The sequence below is a fragment of the Ignavibacteria bacterium genome (assembly GCA_016873845.1).
GTDB lineage: Bacteria > Bacteroidota > Ignavibacteria > Ch128b > Ch128b > JAHJVF01.
The window spans coordinates 80663-103343 of the sequence record VGVX01000004.1; the positions used below are offsets into that span (position 1 = coordinate 80663).

17 protein-coding genes are annotated in these 22681 nt (G+C 37.1%); 3 read left to right on the forward strand and 14 right to left on the reverse strand.

All coding sequences use genetic code 11. The features are described from left to right. Window positions 1-175: 175 nt before the first annotated feature. Window positions 176-745, reverse strand: coding sequence for a cytochrome c3 family protein (locus tag FJ213_02310; protein ID MBM4174993.1), 570 nt, complete (start codon window positions 743-745; stop codon window positions 176-178). Between the two features lie 304 nt (window positions 746-1049). After that, window positions 1050-3143 carry a 2-oxoisovalerate dehydrogenase gene (locus tag FJ213_02315; protein MBM4174994.1) on the reverse strand — a complete coding sequence of 698 codons (2094 nt, stop codon included), beginning with the start codon at window positions 3141-3143 and terminating at the stop codon, window positions 1050-1052. Window positions 3144-3391: 248 nt separating this feature from the next. Between FJ213_02315 and FJ213_02320 the strand changes: the two genes are divergently transcribed. From FJ213_02320 to FJ213_02330, 3 genes are read left to right on the forward strand one after another with little or no spacing between them, the layout of a single operon-like run. Continuing rightward, the gene (locus FJ213_02320) at window positions 3392-4837 is read left to right on the forward strand and encodes an FAD-binding protein (GenBank protein MBM4174995.1); all 1446 of its coding nucleotides are present in this window, start codon (window positions 3392-3394) and stop codon (window positions 4835-4837) included. After that, entirely contained in the window at window positions 4837-5739 is a 903-nt protein-coding gene (locus FJ213_02325) for a YARHG domain-containing protein (GenBank protein ID MBM4174996.1), read from the forward strand. Before FJ213_02320 ends, FJ213_02325 begins: the two co-directional genes overlap by 1 nt. Next, complete coding sequence (locus FJ213_02330; GenBank protein ID MBM4174997.1) at window positions 5729-7033, forward strand: (Fe-S)-binding protein; 1305 nt, start codon at window positions 5729-5731, stop codon at window positions 7031-7033. The genes FJ213_02325 and FJ213_02330 overlap by 11 nt, the downstream gene beginning before the upstream one ends. Window positions 7034-7102: 69 nt before the next feature. Here FJ213_02330 and FJ213_02335 read toward each other — a convergent pair whose 3' ends face one another. The 12 genes from FJ213_02335 to FJ213_02390 all read right to left on the reverse strand — a co-directional run. Further along, window positions 7103-7714 (reverse strand): sugar transferase, encoded by a 612-nt coding sequence (locus FJ213_02335; protein ID MBM4174998.1) that lies wholly within the window; start codon window positions 7712-7714, stop codon window positions 7103-7105. Window positions 7715-7725: 11 nt separating this feature from the next. Further along, window positions 7726-9615: a T9SS type A sorting domain-containing protein gene (locus FJ213_02340; GenBank protein MBM4174999.1), complete on the reverse strand. Its 1890-nt coding sequence runs from the start codon at window positions 9613-9615 to the stop codon at window positions 7726-7728. Between the two features lie 187 nt (window positions 9616-9802). Beyond that, window positions 9803-11431, reverse strand: coding sequence for a DUF2339 domain-containing protein (locus FJ213_02345; GenBank protein MBM4175000.1), 1629 nt, complete (start codon window positions 11429-11431; stop codon window positions 9803-9805). 89 nt (window positions 11432-11520) lie between these two features. Then, complete coding sequence (locus tag FJ213_02350; protein MBM4175001.1) at window positions 11521-12987, reverse strand: hypothetical protein; 1467 nt, start codon at window positions 12985-12987, stop codon at window positions 11521-11523. After that, window positions 12984-14063, reverse strand: coding sequence for a cytochrome bc complex cytochrome b subunit (locus FJ213_02355; GenBank protein ID MBM4175002.1), 1080 nt, complete (start codon window positions 14061-14063; stop codon window positions 12984-12986). Before FJ213_02355 ends, FJ213_02350 begins: the two co-directional genes overlap by 4 nt. Before the next feature lie 7 nt (window positions 14064-14070). Beyond that, window positions 14071-14520, reverse strand: a complete 450-nt coding sequence (locus FJ213_02360) for a Rieske 2Fe-2S domain-containing protein (protein ID MBM4175003.1) — start codon at window positions 14518-14520, stop codon at window positions 14071-14073. 10 nt (window positions 14521-14530) lie between these two features. Then, window positions 14531-16027 (reverse strand): cytochrome C, encoded by a 1497-nt coding sequence (locus FJ213_02365; protein ID MBM4175004.1) that lies wholly within the window; start codon window positions 16025-16027, stop codon window positions 14531-14533. 160 nt (window positions 16028-16187) lie between these two features. Further along, entirely contained in the window at window positions 16188-17042 is an 855-nt protein-coding gene (locus FJ213_02370; protein ID MBM4175005.1) for a hypothetical protein, read from the reverse strand. A gap of 16 nt (window positions 17043-17058) precedes the next feature. After that, window positions 17059-19032, reverse strand: a complete 1974-nt coding sequence (locus FJ213_02375) for a hypothetical protein (protein MBM4175006.1) — start codon at window positions 19030-19032, stop codon at window positions 17059-17061. Beyond that, the gene (locus FJ213_02380; GenBank protein MBM4175007.1) at window positions 19022-21205 is read right to left on the reverse strand and encodes a cytochrome B; all 2184 of its coding nucleotides are present in this window, start codon (window positions 21203-21205) and stop codon (window positions 19022-19024) included. Before FJ213_02380 ends, FJ213_02375 begins: the two co-directional genes overlap by 11 nt. A 34-nt stretch (window positions 21206-21239) precedes the next feature. Next, the gene (locus FJ213_02385; protein ID MBM4175008.1) at window positions 21240-21821 is read right to left on the reverse strand and encodes a universal stress protein; all 582 of its coding nucleotides are present in this window, start codon (window positions 21819-21821) and stop codon (window positions 21240-21242) included. A gap of 131 nt (window positions 21822-21952) precedes the next feature. Further along, the coding region (locus tag FJ213_02390) for a dihydroorotate dehydrogenase-like protein (GenBank protein MBM4175009.1) at window positions 21953-22681 on the reverse strand (729 nt) is incomplete at its 5' end.

The following is a 22681-nucleotide window of genomic DNA, read 5'->3' on the forward strand; positions in this document are numbered from 1 at the left end:
CTTTTAACCGAATTCGGGTGTTCTTTAAACTCTACTTGATTTAATCGGTCAATTGGCTTACCAAATATTTTTTTAGGGATTGCAAGAAGGAGGAATAAACCTCCAAGGGTTTTAATAATTTTCGAGAAAAAATCAAAACGGTTATATTCAGTAACTTTTTTTTCCATTAAATCTCCTACCTGTGACACGCAAAACAGTTTTCGGGTCCTTCATTTATTTTTTTCAATCCAGGGAGTTTTTCGTGTGCATTCCGATGACAATCAAGACAGCTGCCCATCGTGAATGATGAAACTTGCTGCACAACTTCCATATCTTTAATTCTGCCATGACATTCTGCACAATCAATTCCTTTGTTTACATGAACACTATGATTGAAATAAGCATAATCTGGCACACGGTGAACGCGTTTCCAAGTCAGTGCTTTATCTTCTTCGTAGTATTTTGTTAGTTGAATGATACTTTCTTTATTTTTCCTTGCAACTTGATGACAATTCATACAAACACTCACTCCTGGAACTGTGGCAAATCGAGATTTCGAGACGGCTGTGTGGCAATACTGACAATCGATCAACATTTCGCCGGCATGCAGTTTGTGTGAAAATGAAATTGGCTGTTGAGGGGCATATCCGATGCTATCTCTTTCTGGACGTGAGACGTAGTAAGTAAGCATGAACGCTAGGGCAGCAACAAAAATCACGATTGGTATGCGTACTTTAAGCAGGTAATCGAGAGTAGTTTTTTTCATTTATTGTTCAGTATTCTCACAATTATTTATACGTGCAAAACTAAAATTTATTAAACCAATTGGTGCCAAAAGGTTCTAACTGACACCCTTAACAAAGACTTGTCAAAAAAGGTTTCCTCAAATAAATTCTTTTTTAATATTTGTAATTGGAAAGTTAAAGTCAATATTTCTTGTAATAAATATTAAAAAAAAATGGAATTAAAATACAAAAGGCGAACCGAAATCGATCCGCCTTATGTCTGCCTGCCATCCTCTTTTGGAAGAGACAGGCAGGTTTGGGAGGTTTTATGTGGGCTTGTGTCTTTTAATACTTTGCTAATTTCAATGCTGCGTTATATACATCTTCAACTTGCGGTAATGTTGCTGATTCTAAAATTTTTGAGAATGCTACAGGGATATCCTTTGAACCAATTCTCATAACCGGTGCATCCAAATGCTCGAAGGCATATTCACCAATCAATGCTGCAACTTCGCCGCCGAATCCGCCTGTTAATTTGTCTTCATGCACAATTAAAGCTTTGCCAGTTTTTTTAACAGTCTGATAAATTGAAGTCTTATCTAGGGGAGCGAGACTCCTCAAATCCAAAACTTCAATGTTCAATCCATGTTCATCCTTCAGTTTATTTGCAGCTCGAAGAGCCCAATGAACTGTCGTACCATAAGTTATGATTGAGAGATCTTCTCCGGCTCTTCGCACTCTTGCATGACCGAAAGGAAAACAAAGCGGCTTGCTTGGTTTTGGTGATGATGCAAACGGTTGATTGTAAAGAAACTTTGGTTCTAAGAATAAAGTCACACCACGATTTCGCATTGCACATCTTAACATTCCCATTGCATCATCTGCGTGTGATGGCACTAACACTCTCAAACCGGGCAAAGTTGTTAATACAGCCTCGAGGTTTTGTGAATGATATAATCCACCACCTATATAACCGCCGGAAGCCAATCTAATAACGACATTTGGAACAAACTTACCTACGCTTCTCCAGTAATCGTGTGATAACTCGATCAATTGTTCCATTGCAGGCCAGAAATAATCTGCGAACTGCGCACCTTCGATAACTACTACAATATCATCGCGATATCTTGAAAAACCTTCAGCTGTACCAACGATGAAATCTTCTGCAAGAGGAGCATTGAAAACTCTCTTCTCACCAAATTCTTTCAGCATCCCTTTTGTGACATTAAACACTCCGCCTTTATCTTTTGAAGCTACATCTTGTCCCCAAAGAAATGTATTTGGATTATTCCTAAACTCTTGTTTCAGAGTTTCGTTAATTGCTTCACGAAGAGTCATTTTAGGTGCATTATCATCAGGAACAGCTTGCTCATAAGATTCAATTTCATGAGCGGGGCAATGTTCAATTTCTTTTGGGATAATAAAATCCATCACCGTACTCGGATCAGGATCCGGAGCGGATTCCGCCAGCCGTGCTGCAGTCTCAAGTTCTTTTTGATTGAAGGATTCAATTTCTGTTAATTCCTCTTCTGTAAAAATCTCATTTTGTAAAAGATAACTTCTGAATTTCGGTAATGGATCAAACTTAGAAAGTTGACTAATCTCATCCTTGCTTCTATAAAGTTCATGCTTATCTGAATTACTGTGTGCATGAATCCTCACACAATCTGCATGAACCATTGCAGGTCCATGCCCATCTTGTACATAATCAATTGCTTCTTGCATGCCTTTCCAACAGTCGAATACGTTTGTGCCATCAACATTAACAATGTGAAGATTTTTAAATCCGCGGAAATTATCTGAAATACGAGGATTTGCCGATTGCACATCTATCGGAACTGAGATGCCAAACTTATTATTTTGAATAACAAAAATTACAGGGAGTTTTTCTCTTGTTGCTCCGTTCACTGCTTCATAAAAATATCCTTCGCTTGTAGAAGCTTCACCTGAACTGAAATAAGCAATCTCATTTCCCCCATACGTTTTTGCTGCACGTGCAACGCCAACAGCGTGTAATGCATGATTCGAGACACAAGACGAAACGTTCTGAATTCTTATTTCAGGTTTTGCGAAATGATTGCTCATGTGCCGTCCGCCGCTTGCTACGTCAGTTGCCTTTGATAGACCGTTCAAAATAATTTCTTCAGCAGTTAAACCTGCCGCTAAGGTCGTGAGCATATCTCTGTAATAGGGAAACAAAAAATCTTTATTCTGACGGAATGCTAAACCGAGAATCAGTTGAATGCCGTCATGACCGGCAAAGGAAGCATGATAACCCCAACCCATCGACTTCCGCAGATACTTTGACGCTTGCTCATCGAGAATTCTTCCTAAGTGCATTAATTGATACCATTTTTGGAGTGTGTTCTTATGAACGTCCAATCCAAAATCATTTAATACGTTGGTATCTAATTGTAAATTTTGTTCAATATCTTTCATAAAACTCTTCCAAGTTAGTCAACTTGCGATTCTTGTGTTACTGTGCTAATATAAATAAAAATGTTTTTCCTATGCAAGGCAATGATTCTTAAATATTTTTCGATGTCAGTCGTGAATTACAACAATCTGAGTTGGATAATAGTTCACTAATTTATCCGAATTTTTGTAAGGAATATGTGAATAATAATTGTAATCATAGATTTCAATCTCTTTTACATTTTCTTTAAGTTTGTAGGAAATGGTGAAAGATGATTAATTCCAAAATCTTATCCAAAATCGAATCAATCGTCGGAAAGAACAATTTCTCGACCTCAAAGGAAGATAAAATTTGTTACTCTTACGATGCAACTCCTCTATTTGAAAAATATCCCGATGCTGTTGTCTTCCCTGAAGATGCTGAACAGATATCGAAGATAATAACTCTCGCCAATGAACAGAAATTTGCTGTTGTACCTCGCGGTGCTGGTTCAGGACTCAGCGGCGGCAGCATTCCCACAGATGATTCTATTGTTTTAGTAATGACACGCTGGAATAAAATTCTCGAATTTGATGAATCAAATTTAACGATTACTGTTCAGCCTGGAGTGATCACTGAATTAATCGACATCGAAGCAGCGAAGAAAGGACTATTTTACCCGCCTGATCCAGGAAGTATGAAGTTCTGTACAATTGGGGGGAATGTTGCAGAAAATGCCGGCGGACTCCGCGGATTAAAATATGGCGTTACAAAAAATTATATTCTTGGTCTGGAGATGGTAACTCCATCGGGCGAGATTGTTTTTTCCGGCGGGAAAAACGTTAAGGATGTTGCCGGTTATAATTTGCGTGACGTGATGATCGGCAGTGAAGGGACACTTGGCATTTTCACTAAAATTTTACTGAGACTTATCCCACGACCTGAAAGCTCAAAAACCATTCTCGCTTTTTTCGATTCAACAATTAAAAGCGGTCAAGTAGTTTCTGAAATAATTGCCTCAAAAATAATTCCCTCAATGGTAGAATTTCTTGATAATACTACAATTAAATGTGTTGAAGATTATGCTCGCCTTGGACTGAATACAAATCTCGAAGCATTGCTATTAATAGAGATTGACGGCAGTACTGACGAAGTTAATCGAAGCTCCAATATCATCCAAGAGATCTGCAAGAAACAGAATGCAGAACAAATTCTAATTGCCAAAACTGCAGATGAAGCTCTCAAATTGAAAACCGCGAGACGATCAGCGTTTTCAGCTCTGGCTCGGGTAAAGCCAACTACAATTCTCGAAGATGCGACAGTACCGCGAAGTAAATTACCAGAAATGCTTGAAGCGATCCAAAAAATAGTGAATGAAGAAAATGTTTTGCTCGGTAACTTTGGTCACGCCGGAGACGGGAATCTTCATCCGACATGCTTAACAGATGAGAGAGATAAATCTGAAATACTCAAAGCAGAAAAGGCATTTGAAAAAATTTTCAACACTGCGATCAAGCTTGGAGGAACAATTACGGGCGAACATGGTACGGGTCTTTCAAAAAGTCAATTCCTCGAGGCAGCTGTTGGTTCTGCTGGACTTCAGTTTATGAAAAAAATTAAATCAAGCTGGGACCCAAATAACATTCTTAATCCAGGAAAAATCTTCTCTGTAAAACCGAAGTGCGAAGGTACACTGCCAAGACAAAAAAAAGATATTAAGGAGTTTTCGGAGAATTGATGAAAAAATATTTGTGCTACTTTTTATTTTTTTCAGTTGGGCTGTCATTCGCACAAAAAGAATTCAGCATCAAACATTATGAACAATTCAAAACATATTCGAAGGAAGAGCTGAAAAAACTACTCCCGTTCGAAAGAAAACTTTTGCAAGCAGAAATTCTTGCCCTCTATGGATATGAATTTAATGAACCGCTTCTTCAAAAATATTTCAATAAACAAATTTGGTATAAAAAAGTAATCAGTCAATTCCCCCCCTTGATCAAATCTGATTCAGCAAATTATTTTTTAATGGAGGAATTAAATAAGGATCTGCAAAACTCGGTTTTTGAAAATATTAAAGGACTTATATCCAAATCCGAAATACAAAAAAGAGAATATTTCAGTTATTGTTTTGAAAAGTCGAAATTGAAATCTATTGCAAAGCGTCCATTTTCTCTTGTCCCAATTAATGATTGCTATCGCACGATTTTCTTTCAACCACGCTTTGAGCTTCCCTCTCCACCTGATGATTTTGAAAGATTCTTAAATCCAGATAATTTTAGTTGGGATGATTTCTTTTTTTTCAAAAAAGCTAATGACGTTAAAGGGATTATCTTTCGGGCTGAATATAACGAAAACAATATACCAATAAAATTCTCTGAAATTGGAGTTGATTCTGGAATTAATCTAGGGGAAATTGTTACAGAAAATTTTGTCGATGAACTTGGACGTGTTATTCTTCACTATAATAAATTCTGTAACGAAGGGAAAATAAAAGAATTTGCAAAAATATTTTCTTACGATAATGTTGAGCTCGTAAAAGAGATCATGCTTATTGAAGACAGCGAATTCCTTTATGTTCAAGTAACCACTAAAGATATATACTACGAAACTGGATTCAGTAAAAAAGTTAATGCAAAATAATAAATCTAGTTTCTTCCAAAATGTTGACCTTCCAAGTGATGAAGTAATTGCACAATGTATTCATTGCGGAAGCTGTTTACAGTCCTGCCCAACTTATAATTTGACCTATGACGAAAAGTCTTCTCCGCGCGGGCGAATTCGTTTAATTAAAGCAGTCGCACAGGGTGAATTAGAAATTACAGAAACTTTTGCGGCTGAGATGAATTTCTGTCTCGACTGTCAAGCGTGCGAAACTGCATGCCCGGCTGGAGTAAAGTACGGTTTGCTGGTCGAAGCTGCACGAGTTCAAATTGAAAATTCAAAGTTTACACCAGGTTTAAATAGATTCATCAAGAAATTTTTCTTCAGAATGATCATTCCAGATTATTCACGCCTAAAATTTATTGCTCGATGCTTACGGTTTTATCAGCGAAGTGGATTACAAAAATTTGTGAACTGGATTGGCATTTTAAATTTGTTGTCTAAAAGCATTTCAAGGGCTGAGAAACTCTCTCCGCAAATTTCTTCATTTTTTTCGGATGAAATTTTTCAAGAAAGAATAAGTCCGCGTGGTAAGAGAAGATTTAGAGTCTTGTTCCCAACAGGCTGTCTGATGAACATAATGTTCTCGGACATAAACAAAGATACAATTGAAGTATTATTGAGGACTGGCTGTGAAGTAATTATTCCGAAAATGCAAACCTGCTGCGGCTCGCTTCAGGCACATAACGGTGACATGGAAATCGCCCGCAAACTTGCGAAGCAAAACTTCGATTTATTTTCTCGGTATGATTACGATTATCTAATTTCAAATTCAGCCGGATGCGGTGCATTTATGAAAGAGTACGGACATATTTTGAAAAGCGATTCGAATTATTATCAATCTGCAAAAAAATTTTCTGATAAAGTCTTGGATGTGATGGAGTTTTTACAATTGCATGCAGAGTTTTCAGATATCGAAGAAATGCAAATAAATGCTACCTACCACGAAGCCTGTCATTTAGTACACACACAAAAAATCTCAAACCAGCCAATAGAAGTTCTAAAGAAATTACCAGGTTTAAATTTAATTCCCCTCAACGAAGCCACTTGGTGCTGCGGTTCAGCAGGAATTTACAATATTGTTAACTTCGACGACTCAATGAAAATCCTCGAAAGAAAAATTAATAATCTGAGAGTGACAAATGCTGAAATCATTCTAACCGGAAATCCAGGCTGCATCGGTCAAATCAAATATGGTTGTAAAGTATTCGGTGCAAATGCAGAAGTATTGCATCCGGTGACGTTAATAAATCGGTATTTAAGCCGATCTTGATACGAGCATCGAAACAAATGCCTAGAATTGTCTGCTCATTTTTTACAATTTAGTAATAATTGTATTGTTTTATTGAGAGATAATTGAATTCCTGTGTTTAGCAAAAAGAAGAATTGAATAGGTTTCGATAAGTACTAATATATCCATAGCGAAGGAAGAATTATCTTCATAGTACTTCTCGAGACTCAACAAATTCTCAGCACCCATTCTTCGATCACCGTAAATCTGCCAAATACCAGTAATTCCGGGTGCTTGTCGCAACTTTTCTCTTTCAAAATAATATTTAGGATCATTTTTCATTAAAAAATGTAAATCATTAATTGAAAACGGTCGGGCTCCAACGAGACTCATTTCTCCTTTGAGTACGTTTAAAAGCTGAGGCAATTCATCTAAACCAGATGATCTCAGATATTTTAGCCATTTATTTGGAATATGATATGGCGAATTAAGGAAAATACTTTTTCCTTCATTGATTCTATTTAAAGCGATCGTTTTAAACTTATGTACTTTAAATCGTCTATGCTTAAATGAAAGAGACCTTTCTTGTGAAAAGAAAGGCGTACCTCTAAAAATTATAATTCCAACCGCAGCTGCGAAAATAATGAATGGGAAAAAGATGACTAACAATCCAAGTGATATAAGGATATCAATTAATCTCTTTTTCCCATTTTTATAATTCATTCGAAATAAGTCTATTTGATAAATGACATTGATTTACTTACTACACCATTTATTGTTTGCAACCTATACACATATACACCACTCGGAAGATCTTTACCTGAAAATGTGCTCTGGTATATTCCTGCTTCCTTAAACTCATCAACAAGCGTGGCTACTTTTTCTCCAAGAATGTTATATACCGAAAGTTCTACATGAGATGCAGTAGGAATTTCATAGCGTATATTGGTTTCCGGATTAAACGGGTTTGGGAAGTTTTGGATCAGCTCAAACTTTGCTGGAGTTTCAATTGATTCAATTATAAATTGACTCAGCTGATTATTATGAATTTCAATACTTTCCCCATCCCTCAACACTGCATCAATTATTTCACCATTGATAACATCTTTAATCCTTATTTGCTGTCCCTCAGTTTTTATAGAAATTGGATATGCAAATGTATTTACAGAAATCTTTTGTGAACCACTAAGAATAGACTCAACAAATCTGTCATTTGCAAAACGAGCATCAAAAATTCCTGTTGGAGGAACTGGCGGGAGCAAAAAACTTTTTTCATCAATCAGTGCGTTTGAAGTGTAAAGCATGAATTGATTTCTATCTGCATCGCTGATGATCAATTTAGCGAACTTATCAAAATCAACTTTCATGGTTGATGCTTGAATCTGTTTTCCCAAACCTATCGGCAAAATTAAGTTCCCACTTTGACTAACTTTGACCCAATATCCTTTTCCTTGGCTTAGCACAGTCGGAGTTGTATATCCTGAACTGTAACCATAAAATGGTGAAGTAATAATGCCACTCGGTGAAGAAGTTATTTGGCTTACTTGAACATCATTTTCGTAAACACTTATCAGATTCCAACCACTTACGACAGGAACTGAATTTAAAATAACTGGTGTTCCACAAATTGAAATATTCTGCCCTGCACTGAATTTTAACCAATACCCTCTCCCGTGTGAAAGTGTATCTGAAGTTACATATCCATTTGCATATGCATAAGCTGGCGATGCAGAAGTTGGGAATAAACCAGTTTTTGACATGTTGGCAGCAGTAACTGGAACCGCTATGATATTCCAACCAGTGGTTACATTCACATCTTTGCATAATTGAGAAGCAATCGTAAACACTGCATTACTTTCATCTGTAATAATTGAGTTAGAAACGTCACTTATTTTTATTTTACTTTGTGCAGAAGCTGAATTTGGAATTGTCCAAGAATAGCTTCCTGTCGATGCGGGTGTATTTGCAGTAACTGTATTCCAACTTGAGCCATTATTTGTTGATAATTCGATCTTGACATTTGTAATATTCGCACTGCTCCAGGTAATATTTCGAACCTGTCCTGCGTACCAGGTTTCACCGCCATTAGGGGAATTGACGGTGACCGAACCGAGAGAAGTAATAATGTTGATAGGTTTATTCACTGCAAAATTCCATGCATCTCCGTCATTCCCCCCATTAAAATTTACGGAATTGCCATTGGCAAAAATTGTGTCTGAGCCTGGAGAAGATGGTGCTGTATACGAGAAGGTAAAAGAAACAGAACCTCCAGAAAATGTTCGAGGAGAGGTGTGAGTTAATTCATCTCCAATTTTTTGTAATCCAGTCCCTGCAGTGAGGCTGCCGAGCAATGCAGCAATGTTTGTCCCTCCTCTTACAGCAGGTCCACCCGTTATTGTTAGGGTGTAATTCTCGGATGTATTAACAACAACTTGACTTGGACCGGTAATTGTTACATTAACTCCAGATGTAGATGTTGAACCATGACAGGTACAACCGTCACCATTTTTTTTGGTCATTCCCGTAATTCCACCAGAATAGGAATAAAAAATAAATGAAATAAATAATATTGATGTGACTGTGAAGATTGGCAGGTGCGAAAGTTGAATGAAGCTTCGTTTCATGTATCTCTCCTAAAATATGAGAGATAACAGCAAAGAGATATTTTAAAGTTCCCAACTTAGGAGCTAGGGAAACAGCACTGTAATTAAGTTTTGGAAATATAAGGTATTAGTTATTATCGGATGAAATTATCTGTTTACAACTAATTCAGATCAAGCAACAAAACTTAGGTTGTATTATTCACTGAAATTAAGAATCTGCTTTTAATTTCTTCTTTGTATAGATCAGCGACATCAAAAGTAAAATGATTCCCAAAATTACGAAGGCAAGTATTCGATCAACTGTTTCGCTGGTTGTAATCGCAAATACAAAAACATATACAACGGTCATTAACAAAGTCGCCAGTGACATCCAACGATATTTTTTGTTATCCAATAATCTGCTGAACCAATAATATAAAAGTCCGACAGCCAACCAAGTATAACTAACATAATTCGCCGGGAATGAATGATAAAGTGCATACGGAATAATTAATAGAGCTGCGATTAAATATGCATTTCGCATTTGTTCTGTATGAAGTTCAAGTTCTTCCTTCTTCCAATTCAATATTCTCGCACTTAAGAGTGCGACTATACCAAAACTGATTGATACTAAGCTCACATCTTGAACAGCAATTAAGTACGCAATAAACACGCCAATATAAATTACGAAATTTGTAACTATTATTAATTTTGACCTGAACCAAACCGAAGTCGATACGACTAGCAAACTCTGCCAGCAAAGAAGTATGAAAATTTCTGATTTATCGAATAAATAAATTATAGCGAAGCTGAGTGCAACATAAGCCGTCATTGCATAAACGAATGTAGACATTTTGCTTTTTTCTCTTACCCAAAAAGTAACAGCTAAAGCCATGTAAACGAGTGATCCAATTAAATGATAGATCCCGCTGTATTCAAAAGGAGCTAAATAAGTAACAAGCAGAAGAAGTGCAAAACTTGAACCAGCATTCAGAAAAGATGCTGTAGTTACAAAATAATTTTCATCTACGCCATTCTTTCTGAAGATATTTCCGGATGCAAAGATGACCGCATAACAAAGTATGAATAAGAGATTCAAGGGAAGATTTACACCTTCGATTGCCCTTCCAAAAAATGGGTTATTGAGAAACCATAGGAAATGAGTTAGATACGAAAAAAAGATCCCGAAAAATAAAAGATTGGACCAATCTTTCTTAAGTCTTAAATAAACAGCTATGGTCGACATTGCAAGGATCATGATGAAAATAAAATAAGCGTAGTCGCTAATTAAGGCAGTTGCATATCCGAGCAGCAAACTCCAATATGCAAAGTGAATTGAATCTCGTTTCAACGCGACTAACATATGAATTGCAGTAACAAGAAGTAATAAAACTACAATGACCGCCAATGAAGAAACCGTCTTTTCAGCTCCGAAGAAATGCAATCTCATAACAGAGAAAAATACTAATATAATTGAGCCACCGAGAAGATATCCGGATATTTGAGGATAGGCACTTCGCATAGCGAACGAACCTCCGAAAATAATTCCAGCGATTAAAAAACCTATCAAACTTGGTATATAAGAAGCAGTGTTTTCATATGGTGTGCTTAGAAAAAAGAGAATTCCAATTGACAGTACAACAATTCCCATTTTTGCGAACCAACTTCCGCCTATCGCATATTCAAGAGCTTCTTCTTTTTCTTCAGCGGTTTTAGTGTCTTCCACCGATGTTTCAAGTTCAGATATCGATGATTCGCTGTCATATTTAATATGCTTTTCAATACGCTCGATCCGTTCATCGAGACTTTTTATCGCATCAATCAGCTTCTCAATATTTTTGTTAGAGATGTTCTCCATTTCATTCCTCTCAATGTTAAGAGTAATAACTCTTCTTTAATTACTTCGATGTTCGATATTATTTCCTATTATAAAGTGTTTTCTTAATTCTAAGTTTTCAAATACTTTTTATCCAACTTTTTAATATAAAGGTATAAAACAATTGATAGAAAAGTTATGATCAAGATAAATATTACCAGTCCATACCTTCTGAAGAAATAATTATCAAAGGCTGCTTTTCCCTCAACGATTACAAAATTAGTCACTGCCAAACCTTTCCCTTCAACAACTTCTTTGAATTTTTCCTCGTCGAAAGAATGTACCATAGTTTTTGCCTCGAGTTTTGCCTGATTTGCATCTCGCAGCTTAAACTTAGCATCAGAAACTTCCATTCCTCTTTGTTCTGCACTATTAATCAACGAATCAGCATATTTAGACGCCGAGTCTAAGCTGTCGATCAAGTATCTCATGGTTCGAGCAACTTTGTATCCCTTAACATTTTTATTTTCGGTGTGGCATTTACTGCAAACCGCTTCCGAACTGACTCCCAATAATTTATTCGTGGCTGTTTCAATGTAGTGATTCCCGTGACACGATTCGCATTCCGGAATTTTTTGTTCATCAAATATTTTTTTGTGCGGACTTACAGAAAACAATTCGGCATTTAATGCGTGACATGAACCACAGACTTTGGATATTGATTCTATTCCTGGTGGAATTGCACCATGATTGCCATGGCAGCTGTTACAAGCAGGCGCAGAAGCGTCTTTTTTCTCGAGTAATGCTTTACCATGAACGCTTTTCGCGAATCTCTCGAACTGATTCGTGGGTATTTTGTACCCTTTCATGTATTTCGCATCACTGTGGCACTTTGAACAAGTGTGCGGCAGATTAACTGGGTGAACTTTTGACCTCACATCGGAAGCAGAAAGAATATCATGACTTCCATGACAACTTGCACACTCAGCAACTTTTGAATCTCCTCTTTTATTAAGTATACCATGCTGCGAAGTTAAATATTTTTCATTTTGATCTACCGGGAGTGATGGATTATACAATCTCATAAAAACTGCACTGCCGTGACACTTCGAACATGTCTTCGGAATATTTATCGGATTGACACTCGATCTGCGATGTGTTTTCGGTAATATCCCATGCACGCTATGGCAGTCAATACATTGAATGATATTTTCGTTACTTTTTATTGATGATTTGCCATGGACACTTCGACTCAATAACTCATTCTGATTGGTTACGAGTTTCGATCCATATTTAGACATCATATCTGAATTTGAATGACAAACGATACAAGATTCTGACTTTTGATTCCCCTTAGGAATTCCTTTGAATCCAGACGATTTACTCATGGAAACACTCATATCATCGGACCTGCTGTTACCTCCATGACAAGCAGCACAGCTTATCCCTTTCTGAAAGTGGATGTCATTCTGAAAGCCTGTGGATACCTTATCACCTAATGCCGAGTGACAATTATAACATTGATCTTTAGTTTCCTGAGCAAATAAATTCGGTTGAAATAAGATGAATATGGAAATCATAGTTATAAATGTTTTCATGCTAACCACCCTACTATCGTGAATACTATTATGAAAATGACGGCGAACAATCCGAGATAAGTTACAAATCGGCTGCTTTGCCCTTTGGCACTTCTGCGATCCCAAAATGGGACTAGCGTCCATAAAAGACCAGCAGCACCAAAAAGCAGAATTCCTAAAATTTCTCCATCAATGAACAAAACCTGAGCCGGAATATATTTTAAAGTTTGAAACATGAATAAGAAGTACCACTCAGGCTTAATGCCTTCAGGAGAAGGGGCAAACATGTCCGCTTTTTCCCCAAGATGGGCAGGAAAGAAGACTGCAAGTATAGCTAAAACATTCAACACTAGTAACCAAAGCAATAAATCCCTTAGAAGAAAATTTGGAAAGAATGGCATTGTTTTCTTCTCGTCCGCTGGAATATTTTCCATATCAATTGGGACACTCATACCTTGCCGCTGTACCAATATCAAATGAACCGCAAGCAGTACAGTGAAAATTCCAGGAAACAAGGCAACGTGGAATCCAAACAATCTCGATAGAGTTGCGCCGGTAACATCTTCACCACCACGCATGAATTCCATTATTGGTGTTCCGATAAATGGAATTGCAGTCATGATATCTGTGCCGACTTTGGTAGCAAAAAATGCCAATTCATTCCAGGGTAATAGGTAACCGCTGAAACCAAAAGCTAGTGCGAGGAAAAACATTAACATTCCAGTCAGCCAAGTTATTTCTCTCGGTTTTCTGTATGCTCGCGAAAAATAAACGCTGAACATGTGAATAAACGCAGCAAGAATAAAAAGATTAGCAGCCCAACTGTGAATTGATCTAATCAGCCAGCCAAATTCAACTTTTGACATTATAAATTGAATGCTTTCAAATGCAAGATCGGAACTTCCTTTATAGTAGAAGAGAAGTAAAATTCCTGTAATCACTTGTATTATGAAAAGGAAAAGTGAAACTCCTCCAAAATAATACCAAACCGAATGTCTATGAACCGGAACATATTTTTTTCCTATGAAGCCGACTACATCTTGCAAGTCTAATCGGCTGTTGAACCAATCATATATCTTATTCCAAAAGTTTTTCATAATTCCCTCAAGCTTTCTTTGAAATAAGTATTTCGTCTCCCTTCATCACAACTCGATATTCATCAAGTGGACGAGGTGGTGGACCTGCAATGTTTTTGCCATTCAAATCGTATTTACCATTGTGACAAGCACACCAAATTATTTCTAGATCTTTTTTATACTGTACTGTACAATCAAAATGAGTACAAGTTGCAGAAAATGCTTTCACTTCTCCGTTAGGCATTCGGATTACAAGCAATGGCTTGTTTCCAAACCTGACGATTTTACCTGTACCTTTTTCAAACTCCGAAAGTTTGCCAGCAGATGCAGATGTTACTTCAACATCAGCCTGCTTAGGTGGTTTTAAAAATGCAAAGAGTGGGTAGAGTACCGATCCCGCAAATCCTATCAAACCTCCACCAATAAGGTACTTTAAAAAAGTCCTTCTCTCTTCCGGAAGATGTCCCTTATCGTTCATAATTTTTCCCTCATTTTTTATTATGACAATCGCTGCAGATCATTTTTTTCCATGCCTCACCAATATCAATTGGATGCGTATAGGTTAATCCGCTGACTGATACCATTTCTTCTTTATCTTCAAACTTTTGTTTTAATATTGAATGACACGCATTACAATCAAATGTAATGGTCTTTCCCGTTTTACTTACATGTCTTCCATCATGACATCTAAAACAACCGGGAGAAAACATGTGCCCGATATGTTCAGGATATTTTGTCCAACTTACATTCATTTCCGGGAAATAATTCCTTGAATAAAGACGCTGTAACTCTAAAATAGTTTGTTCAATTTCTTTATTTCTTGTTTTAGAAATTTCTGCGTAGTTGATTGTATAAAAATCTCTGATTTTAATCGCAATGCTATCCATTGCTATTCTATTATTAGTATATGGATGATCCAAAGCTTCTACGGCAAGACTTTTAATAAATGGCAGATTTTTATCAATTAAGTTTAATGACAATAAGTGATTAACCGACGGAGCCGGTGCATGATAATTGTGCGATGGTCTATTATGACAATCCATACAATCCATTTTTCTAAGTTCACCTTTTTTGATTTCTGCTTCATTCAGTTTTGAATCAGTGCTGTAGTACTCCTCAACTTTGCCATCTTTTCCAACTGTTCTTACATACGGGATCTCTAATCTTTTTTTGTCGGAAGCAATGTAATAGACATCATTTACAATATTCATGTGCCAGTGAATACCTGAAGTAGGTCCTGTATCAATATTGCCACCGCCAACTTTAAGAATTAAATCAATGTCGAATCGAGTATTTTTTTCATCGGACATATAATTGGTGTACTGTACGCGCTTTTCGCTGAAGAAGTGCTTAGGCCAGTGACATTGCTCACAAGTCTGCTGTGCCGGACGAAGGTGTTCAACAGGTGTAGGTATTGGACGGCTGTACTTATTGAACAAAACAGAATAAACTTGATAAGCACCGGAAATTTTTGCTCGAACGAACCAGTCAGCACCTGAACCGATATGACATTGCACACACCCTACTCTTGCATGTGGGGAGGATTGGTATGCAACAAATTCAGGCTCCATAACTTTATGGCAAACTGTACCGCAAAATTCATCTGAGTCAGTATATTCGTAGGCTTTAAAACTTCCAAATGCAGAAAATGCTAAAAACACAATTCCTACAAATGAGATCGTTAAGAAAGCAGCTCGAGTTCTTCGGTCATTTAAATCAATTTTTGGATATTTATATATAACCTTTTTGCCAAGTTGTTCTTTTCTGAACTCGCGGTAAACTCCAATACCGATGAGAACAATTCCAATAAAAAGAAAAGAAGGAAGGATAACAAAAGCTATGATTCCCATATATGGCTTTTGCTCTTCGGCTAAGCTTTCTAAAACAATTAGAAAAAGTATTAATCCAAAGCTGACAACCGAAATAACTACTCCACCCAACGTAATTGGGTTGTAAAAATAAGCAGGAAATTTTTGTTTAACCAAATTCTATCCTCTCAACAATAGTTTGATTCTTAATCAAAAGCTCTTCATGTCAATTAATAAAGTTCTAAAGCTCAATACCTTTTATAAATCCCTCTCTACGACTGAGCTTAAATTAAGCGATACAATGAATAGAACAAATTACAGACTTAATATAATAAAACTATCGATAAGCAAAAATCATTGCGTATATAATCCAGAGTATCATAGCAAAACCGATTCCGAGTGCAGTCCATGCAAAGATTTTAATCGTGTGAATTACAATCGGCTGATAAGGTTCTACAAGATATTCCTCGAGCTCTCCATTTTTTACCAATTCCTCATATTCAGCAGGCTTATCATGTTTTAATTCTTCCACAGGCATTCTACCTGTAAAAATCACAAGATCCATTGGAAATTTTTCCGGACGCAAGTGTGTATTGAAAAAATGTATCGTGAATATAAATCCAGTTGCCAGCAAAGCTTCATCGCTGTGAATGATCGTGGCGACATTTATAAACCAACCTGGAAGCACTAAAGTAAAAAATTCTGGAAACCAAAGAATTAAACCCGTTGAGCCTATCACTACCATTCCCCAAAAGACAGCGAGGTAATCGAATTTCTCCCAATAAGTATATCGACCATATTTTGGACGCTCCCCTTTTCCAAGAAACCATTTGATTGAAGCAACAAGCTCATGCCAATCTTTTTTATTTGGAAGCATTGAGTTTTCGCCAAAGATCATATCTTTCCAGCTACTGTATTTTTTTCGTCTTACTTTTCCAAGGTGAATTAAATGCGCAACAAATACTCCAAACATTATCACTGCTGCAAAACGATGAATGGATCCGGCAGATTCATATCCACCTAGCATCTTGGAAAGAAAAGATGCCCATCCCGTATATGAGAATTTCAAAGTCATTCCGGTTAATGCTAGACTTAAAAAACTCACTATCATCAGAGCATGAAGAATTCTGTCTAATCTTGAAAATCTTTCGAACTGTGGGGTTGATTTAATATTGTTCGTTTCTTTCATCATAACTCTTTCTCCAAGATCAATTGGATTTCTCTTTCTGGGAAGCTTTCATCTCTCTTTTCATTTTCAGAGATCGCGGGAGCCATAAAATTGTATGTAATCCACTAATTACAAATGTAAAAACCAACAAACCTGTCATACCCCAAAAAGCCCAAAACAAAAATGGATATTTATCAGGATCATGATGAGTTGCATGAGTTAGATAGCCAGCAAATCGTCTATTAGCTTCTGGGTGACACTTTTGACAAGTTTTCACTACATTATCACGGCTTAAATGCGATTCAGGATTTGTTATTGGTAGAATGTCATGAGCACCGTGACAATCATAGCACTTAGCTGTTTTCGTGTAACCAAGCTGCGAAACTTTTCCGTGATAGGTGTCAAAATAAGTTTTTGCAATAGATTCATGACACCTTCCGCATTGATTCATAATTGTAAGTTTAAATCCTTCGGAATCAGCGCGGGAAATTTTATGTGCAGAATGACAGTCGCTGCAAGCCGGCAAATCCTTCTCGGTTGCTGTAACTAATGGTGAATGTACACTTCTTTCAAATTGTTCTTCAATACCGTGATGGCAAGTTCCGCATGTCTTTGCAATGTTTTTCCGATTAACAGATGAAGCAGTATCTTTAGCAGGCAGTTCATTATGAGAAGTATGACAATCGGTACAAACTGCCGTAACAATCAGTCCGCTCTTTATTAAACCTTTACCGTGGATACTCTCAACATAATGATCAATAATTTCGTGTTCTTTACCTTTGTAACGAACTGCAGCTTTCTCTCCCTCGCGATGACATCTGGCACATAATCCGGGAATATTAGTTGGGAAACTTACCGATTTGAAATCTCTTTTCCCTTTTATTCCGTGTGTTCCGTGGCATTCAAGACATGATGGTGCATTTGGATCATTCTTGGCAAACAATTGCCCATGCAAACTTTTTTGATACTCATTTGCAACTTCGGTGTGACACGAACTGCAATCCACTTTTTGCGTAATAGTTTCACACGGCCGGAGCTTCGATGGAGTCACACCCGTGTGGCATTGACTGCAGGCAGTTTTAATATGTGCTGAATGTGAGAGGTCATCTGTCTTAACTGAAATTGATCTTCCATCTTTCGCTCTAAGATTTTCTTTTTCATGGCATCTTAAGCAATCTCTGTCTGCCATTCCTTGATCGTAAAAAACTTTCCTAACTTTGTGCGGTTGATGACAATCAACACATGCCGGGAGAACGTGAATCTCCTTTTCCCAAAGTTCTCCTTTAATGACTTTTCGATGAACCTCCTCGATTTGTATATGACACTTTGCACAAGTTTCTGCAATATTTCTTCTAGCAATAGTCGAACGACTATCGGTGTGAGGAAGAATTTGATGAGCTGTGTGGCAAGATGTACAAGTCGCAGATACTATCAATCCTTTTCGCAGCAAACCTTCGCCGTGAATACTTTCGCTGTAGTTCTCTAAGATCATATCTTGATGAATATTTCTCTGCCTTTGAACCGGAGAACCTTCTCTGTGGCACCTTCCGCAAAGAACCGGAACTTGAAGAGGATTAGTTATTGACCTCAAGTTACGAGAGCTTAAAATCTCATGCGTACCATGGCAAGATTTGCATGTTGGAGCTAAAGCATCTCCTTTTGCTTTTGATTTACCATGAAGACAGCTTTCATAAAGAGTTTGCTGGGATTTGTGGCAAGAACCGCAATTCACCTTCTGTAAGTTTTCTTCATGAGGAATATCTGCACCCTTTAAGTCAGCATGACACTCAACACACTGCACTGAATTATGAGTTGAGTTTTGTATTTTCTTTTCATCCACAAATAGTGATAGTGTCCGAGTGCCAATTTTTTTCGTAAGAGACTTATCATTATGGCACATCATACATTCATCATTATCTTGGGCATAAAGCGGTACAAGCGAAATAAAAATAAATGAGAATATTACCAGTAAAAAGTAGTGAATATTTATGCTAAGTCGTCTATTAACTTTCACTTTTTCCACTTTCTTTTTCTTGTAGTTTAATTCGTTCAAGTTCAGCAGGGTGCTCATCGGCCATTTCCTCCTCTGAAAGTGTTCCTTTAATCCAGGCTAAGTTCATTGGATACATATCCGGATTAAAAATTACAAAATATATATGCCACACAAGTATTGCGAGAAATGCAAGCCAAGCTTCATAATAATGAATAGTTCGTGCAATGTCCCAACCAAGTTTTGTAAATATCCCGATAAAATAATTCTCAAACCACATTATGAAACCAGTAATTGTCATAACAATAGTTCCCCAAACAAGAGCCCAGTACTCAGCTTTTTCGATATAGCTGAACCTATCAAGTTTTGGTTTCGCATTTGAGAACCCGAGATTATATTTCATAACACCAATGGCGTCTTTCAAATCTTGGTATGTTGGCAAAAGATCTTTAAATAATTGCCGTCCTCTTTCTGTTGCTGCTAAATAAAAAATATGATAAATGCTTGCCGCGACCATTACAACCGCAGCTATTCTATGCAATAAGCTTCGATAAATAAATGAATCGGGGAAAATATCATGAATATGCTTAACCCACCACGCATCTGGAAACCTTAACATAAATCCGGTTATCACAAGGGTAAAGAAACTAACAAGCAAACATACATGCTGCAACCTCTCATTGACTGTCATTCTCAGATACAAACGTCGCCCATGATGCTCAACTCTAATTAATCCGCGCTGGATCATTTTTTTTCTTTTTGCTTTTCTGAAAAAGTCAATAAGATTATGGAGAAACATACCGCCGACAGTAGTAAATATTAACACCAAATAAATCGTAGCAATCCAATATAAAACAGGTTCTTCTTCTTTTTCTAAAGTTACGTGAACTGCACCAATTGCAAATCGTTCATTAGCTCCGGGATGACACTTTCCGCAGGTCTTAACTATATTGGATTTATGAATTGTAGAAGTAGAATCGGTCGATGGTTTAATACTGTGAAAGCCATGGCAGCTTGCACAATTTGCAGCTTCAGTGTCACCGCCTCGGAGTGCCAATCCATGATAACTATCTCTAAATGTTGTTGTTCGCTTTGTTGACAAACCATACTTATCCGAGAGCTTTACAGAACTATGGCAAGGTGCACAAACTTGAGTTGAGACATTTCTAAATGCAACGGGTGCTTTAGGATCGGATGGGTGAAGTATATTATGCTCACCGTGGCAATCGATACATGTTGGTGTATCGAGATTACGTTTTTCGAGTGCTCTGCCGTGACTGCTTTCGAGATATTCTTTTGCGATTTTCGGATGACACTTGGCACAGGTATTAACAACATTAAATTTATAAACAGTAGATTTTTCATCACTCCCCTTAACGATATCATGAGAAGCGTGACAATCAACACAGTTGGCTGCTTTCGCATTTCCTTTCATCAAAGCTTGACCATGAACACTGTTTTCATAAGCCTGAATAAATACATCAGTTGGTGCTACTCGCTTTCTTACATCCGGATCATCGATATGACAGGAGAGACATAGCTTCTCCTGCCCAATTTTTCCTTTAAGGGAATCTTGCTTTATATATGAAGTTGAGATATGAGTCTTATGGCACGTTAGACAATTCGGGGCACCTTTGACATCATTTTGAAATGAAACATGGTGAATTGAATGTGCATAATTATTTGAAACGTCTATGTGACATTTTCCGCAAGATTGGAAAAGATTTTTAGAGTTGAATGGAGATCTAGATGAGCGTATAGGTAAAACATTATGCTGCCCATGGCAGCTTTTGCACGATACAGCGGGCGAGCCATTTTTGCCATCTGCTCTCAAAATCTGCGGATGAAATTGATGTTTGACGGGTGCGTTTTTGTGACAATTCATACAAGCTACGGATTCAATTTTTTCTTTGTGGGGAAGACTTTCCGGATCAAAACCAACGTGGCATGAAACACATCTAAGCTTCGCATGAGTAGATTGATTTAATACATTATCGTTTACAAAAATGGAAATATTTTTACCATTCTTTTCCATTGTCATTTCTTGATCGCTGTGACACATCAAGCAGTCTTCTTTTTCCTGTGCATTCGCATTGCTTACGGTAAACATAAGTGAAGTAAGGATTGCGAATAGCAAAAACAGATATTTGTTTTTCCTCACCATGAAATTCGAATTAAAAATTCTTTTGATTTTCATTTCTTCTCTCATTCTGTAGATTCAGTAATATAATTTATAGTTCGAGAAATTCATCTCGTTTATATTTTAAATGCAATTCCTTTTCAACATCATCGCGGGTTAAGAATTTTTCCCTGACATCTGTTGGTTTAACTGTTAAGACTGGAATCGGCGAGTGCCTAACAATTTTTTCTGCGATGCTTCCAATAAGTACATGCTTAAATCCTGTTCTCCCATGAGTAGCAAGAACTATCAGTCCTATTTCATTTTCAACGACATATTTTAATATTTCTTTATAAGGATTCCCCTGAATCACAATGTGATCAACATTCTCAATATATGGAAGAAATTTTTGCGATAATCCTTTTAATTGATCACGGATTTCTTTTTTATACTCGCGCACTGATTTGGTTTTTTCATTTTTCTTTGTTGCCATGGGGGGATGTTCAATGACATGCAAAAGGTAAACTTCTGCATCAAAGGTTTCTGCTATAGTGGATGCAATCTCGAGAGCTGAAAAAGAATGTTCAGAGAGATCAGTTGGAACAAGTATCTTCTCCAGAACTCTTTGTGGTTTAAGATGAACTAAAATTTTAGTAATAAAACAAACCTCCCGAATATTCTTTCCATTTATCAGAAAATAACATTCGGCAAAATTTAATTAATAACAATTTTGCTTTCCAAAGTTCTTTAATTTTAAGTATATAAAAAAGAACTTTTTAGAACATAAGGAAAGAGTTCAGACCCTAAAAACCTCTCACAACTCTTTCATTTATAGGTGTGCAGTATTTTCATATAATTTGCACGTTCAAACGCTGCCGGATTGGCAACTGATTTATGACTCATACTTCCGCGCATTTGCTCAAGCGACTCATATTCGTGTTCTTCCATCCACTTCGTGATGTCAGTTAAGACAGTTGCAATGTGGCCAATTCCGTTTTTAACCAGTGTCGAGAACATCTGTGTGGCAGATGCACCAGCCATGATCATTTTAAGAACATCTTCTGCCGACATGACACCTCGAGTTGCAGCAAGATCTGCTTTAATTCTTCCGTAGAGAATTGCAATCCATCGTAATGGCAATCTTGAAGCGAAGGGCGTACTGAGTATCACATTTGGAACGACTTCCAGATTCTCAAGATCAATGTCAGGTTGATAAAATCGATTGAACAGAATTAATCCATCTGCACCTGCATCATCAAGCTGTTTTGCCATCGATGCAACCGAACTAAAGAAAGGACTCAGCTTAACTGCAACCGGAATCTTTACAGCTTTTTTCACCTCTTTAAGAATGTCTACATACATCTTGTCGACTTCTGAACAACTTTTATTAATATCTGTAGCCAGAAAATATATATTTAGTTCAAGAGCGTTTGCACCGGCTTCTTCGATTTTTTTTGCATAATTTGTCCAGCCCCCGAGCGATTTTCCATTTAAACTTGCGATTACAGGAATATCAACGGCTTCTTTTACCTTTTGAATGTGCTTTAGATATTC

Coding starts and splice junctions, on each gene's coding strand:
- FJ213_02310 (MBM4174993.1), bottom strand. CDS start 745: ATGAAAAAAACTACTCTCGATTACCTGCTTAAAGTACGCATACCAATC.
- FJ213_02315 (MBM4174994.1), bottom strand. CDS start 3,143: ATGAAAGATATTGAACAAAATTTACAATTAGATACCAACGTATTAAAT.
- FJ213_02320 (MBM4174995.1), top strand. CDS start 3,392: ATGATTAATTCCAAAATCTTATCCAAAATCGAATCAATCGTCGGAAAG.
- FJ213_02325 (MBM4174996.1), top strand. CDS start 4,837: ATGAAAAAATATTTGTGCTACTTTTTATTTTTTTCAGTTGGGCTGTCA.
- FJ213_02330 (MBM4174997.1), top strand. CDS start 5,729: ATGCAAAATAATAAATCTAGTTTCTTCCAAAATGTTGACCTTCCAAGT.
- FJ213_02335 (MBM4174998.1), bottom strand. CDS start 7,714: ATGAATTATAAAAATGGGAAAAAGAGATTAATTGATATCCTTATATCA.
- FJ213_02340 (MBM4174999.1), bottom strand. CDS start 9,615: ATGAAACGAAGCTTCATTCAACTTTCGCACCTGCCAATCTTCACAGTC.
- FJ213_02345 (MBM4175000.1), bottom strand. CDS start 11,431: ATGGAGAACATCTCTAACAAAAATATTGAGAAGCTGATTGATGCGATA.
- FJ213_02350 (MBM4175001.1), bottom strand. CDS start 12,987: ATGAAAACATTTATAACTATGATTTCCATATTCATCTTATTTCAACCG.
- FJ213_02355 (MBM4175002.1), bottom strand. CDS start 14,063: ATGAAAAACTTTTGGAATAAGATATATGATTGGTTCAACAGCCGATTA.
- FJ213_02360 (MBM4175003.1), bottom strand. CDS start 14,520: ATGAACGATAAGGGACATCTTCCGGAAGAGAGAAGGACTTTTTTAAAG.
- FJ213_02370 (MBM4175005.1), bottom strand. CDS start 17,042: ATGATGAAAGAAACGAACAATATTAAATCAACCCCACAGTTCGAAAGA.
- FJ213_02380 (MBM4175007.1), bottom strand. CDS start 21,205: ATGAAAATCAAAAGAATTTTTAATTCGAATTTCATGGTGAGGAAAAAC.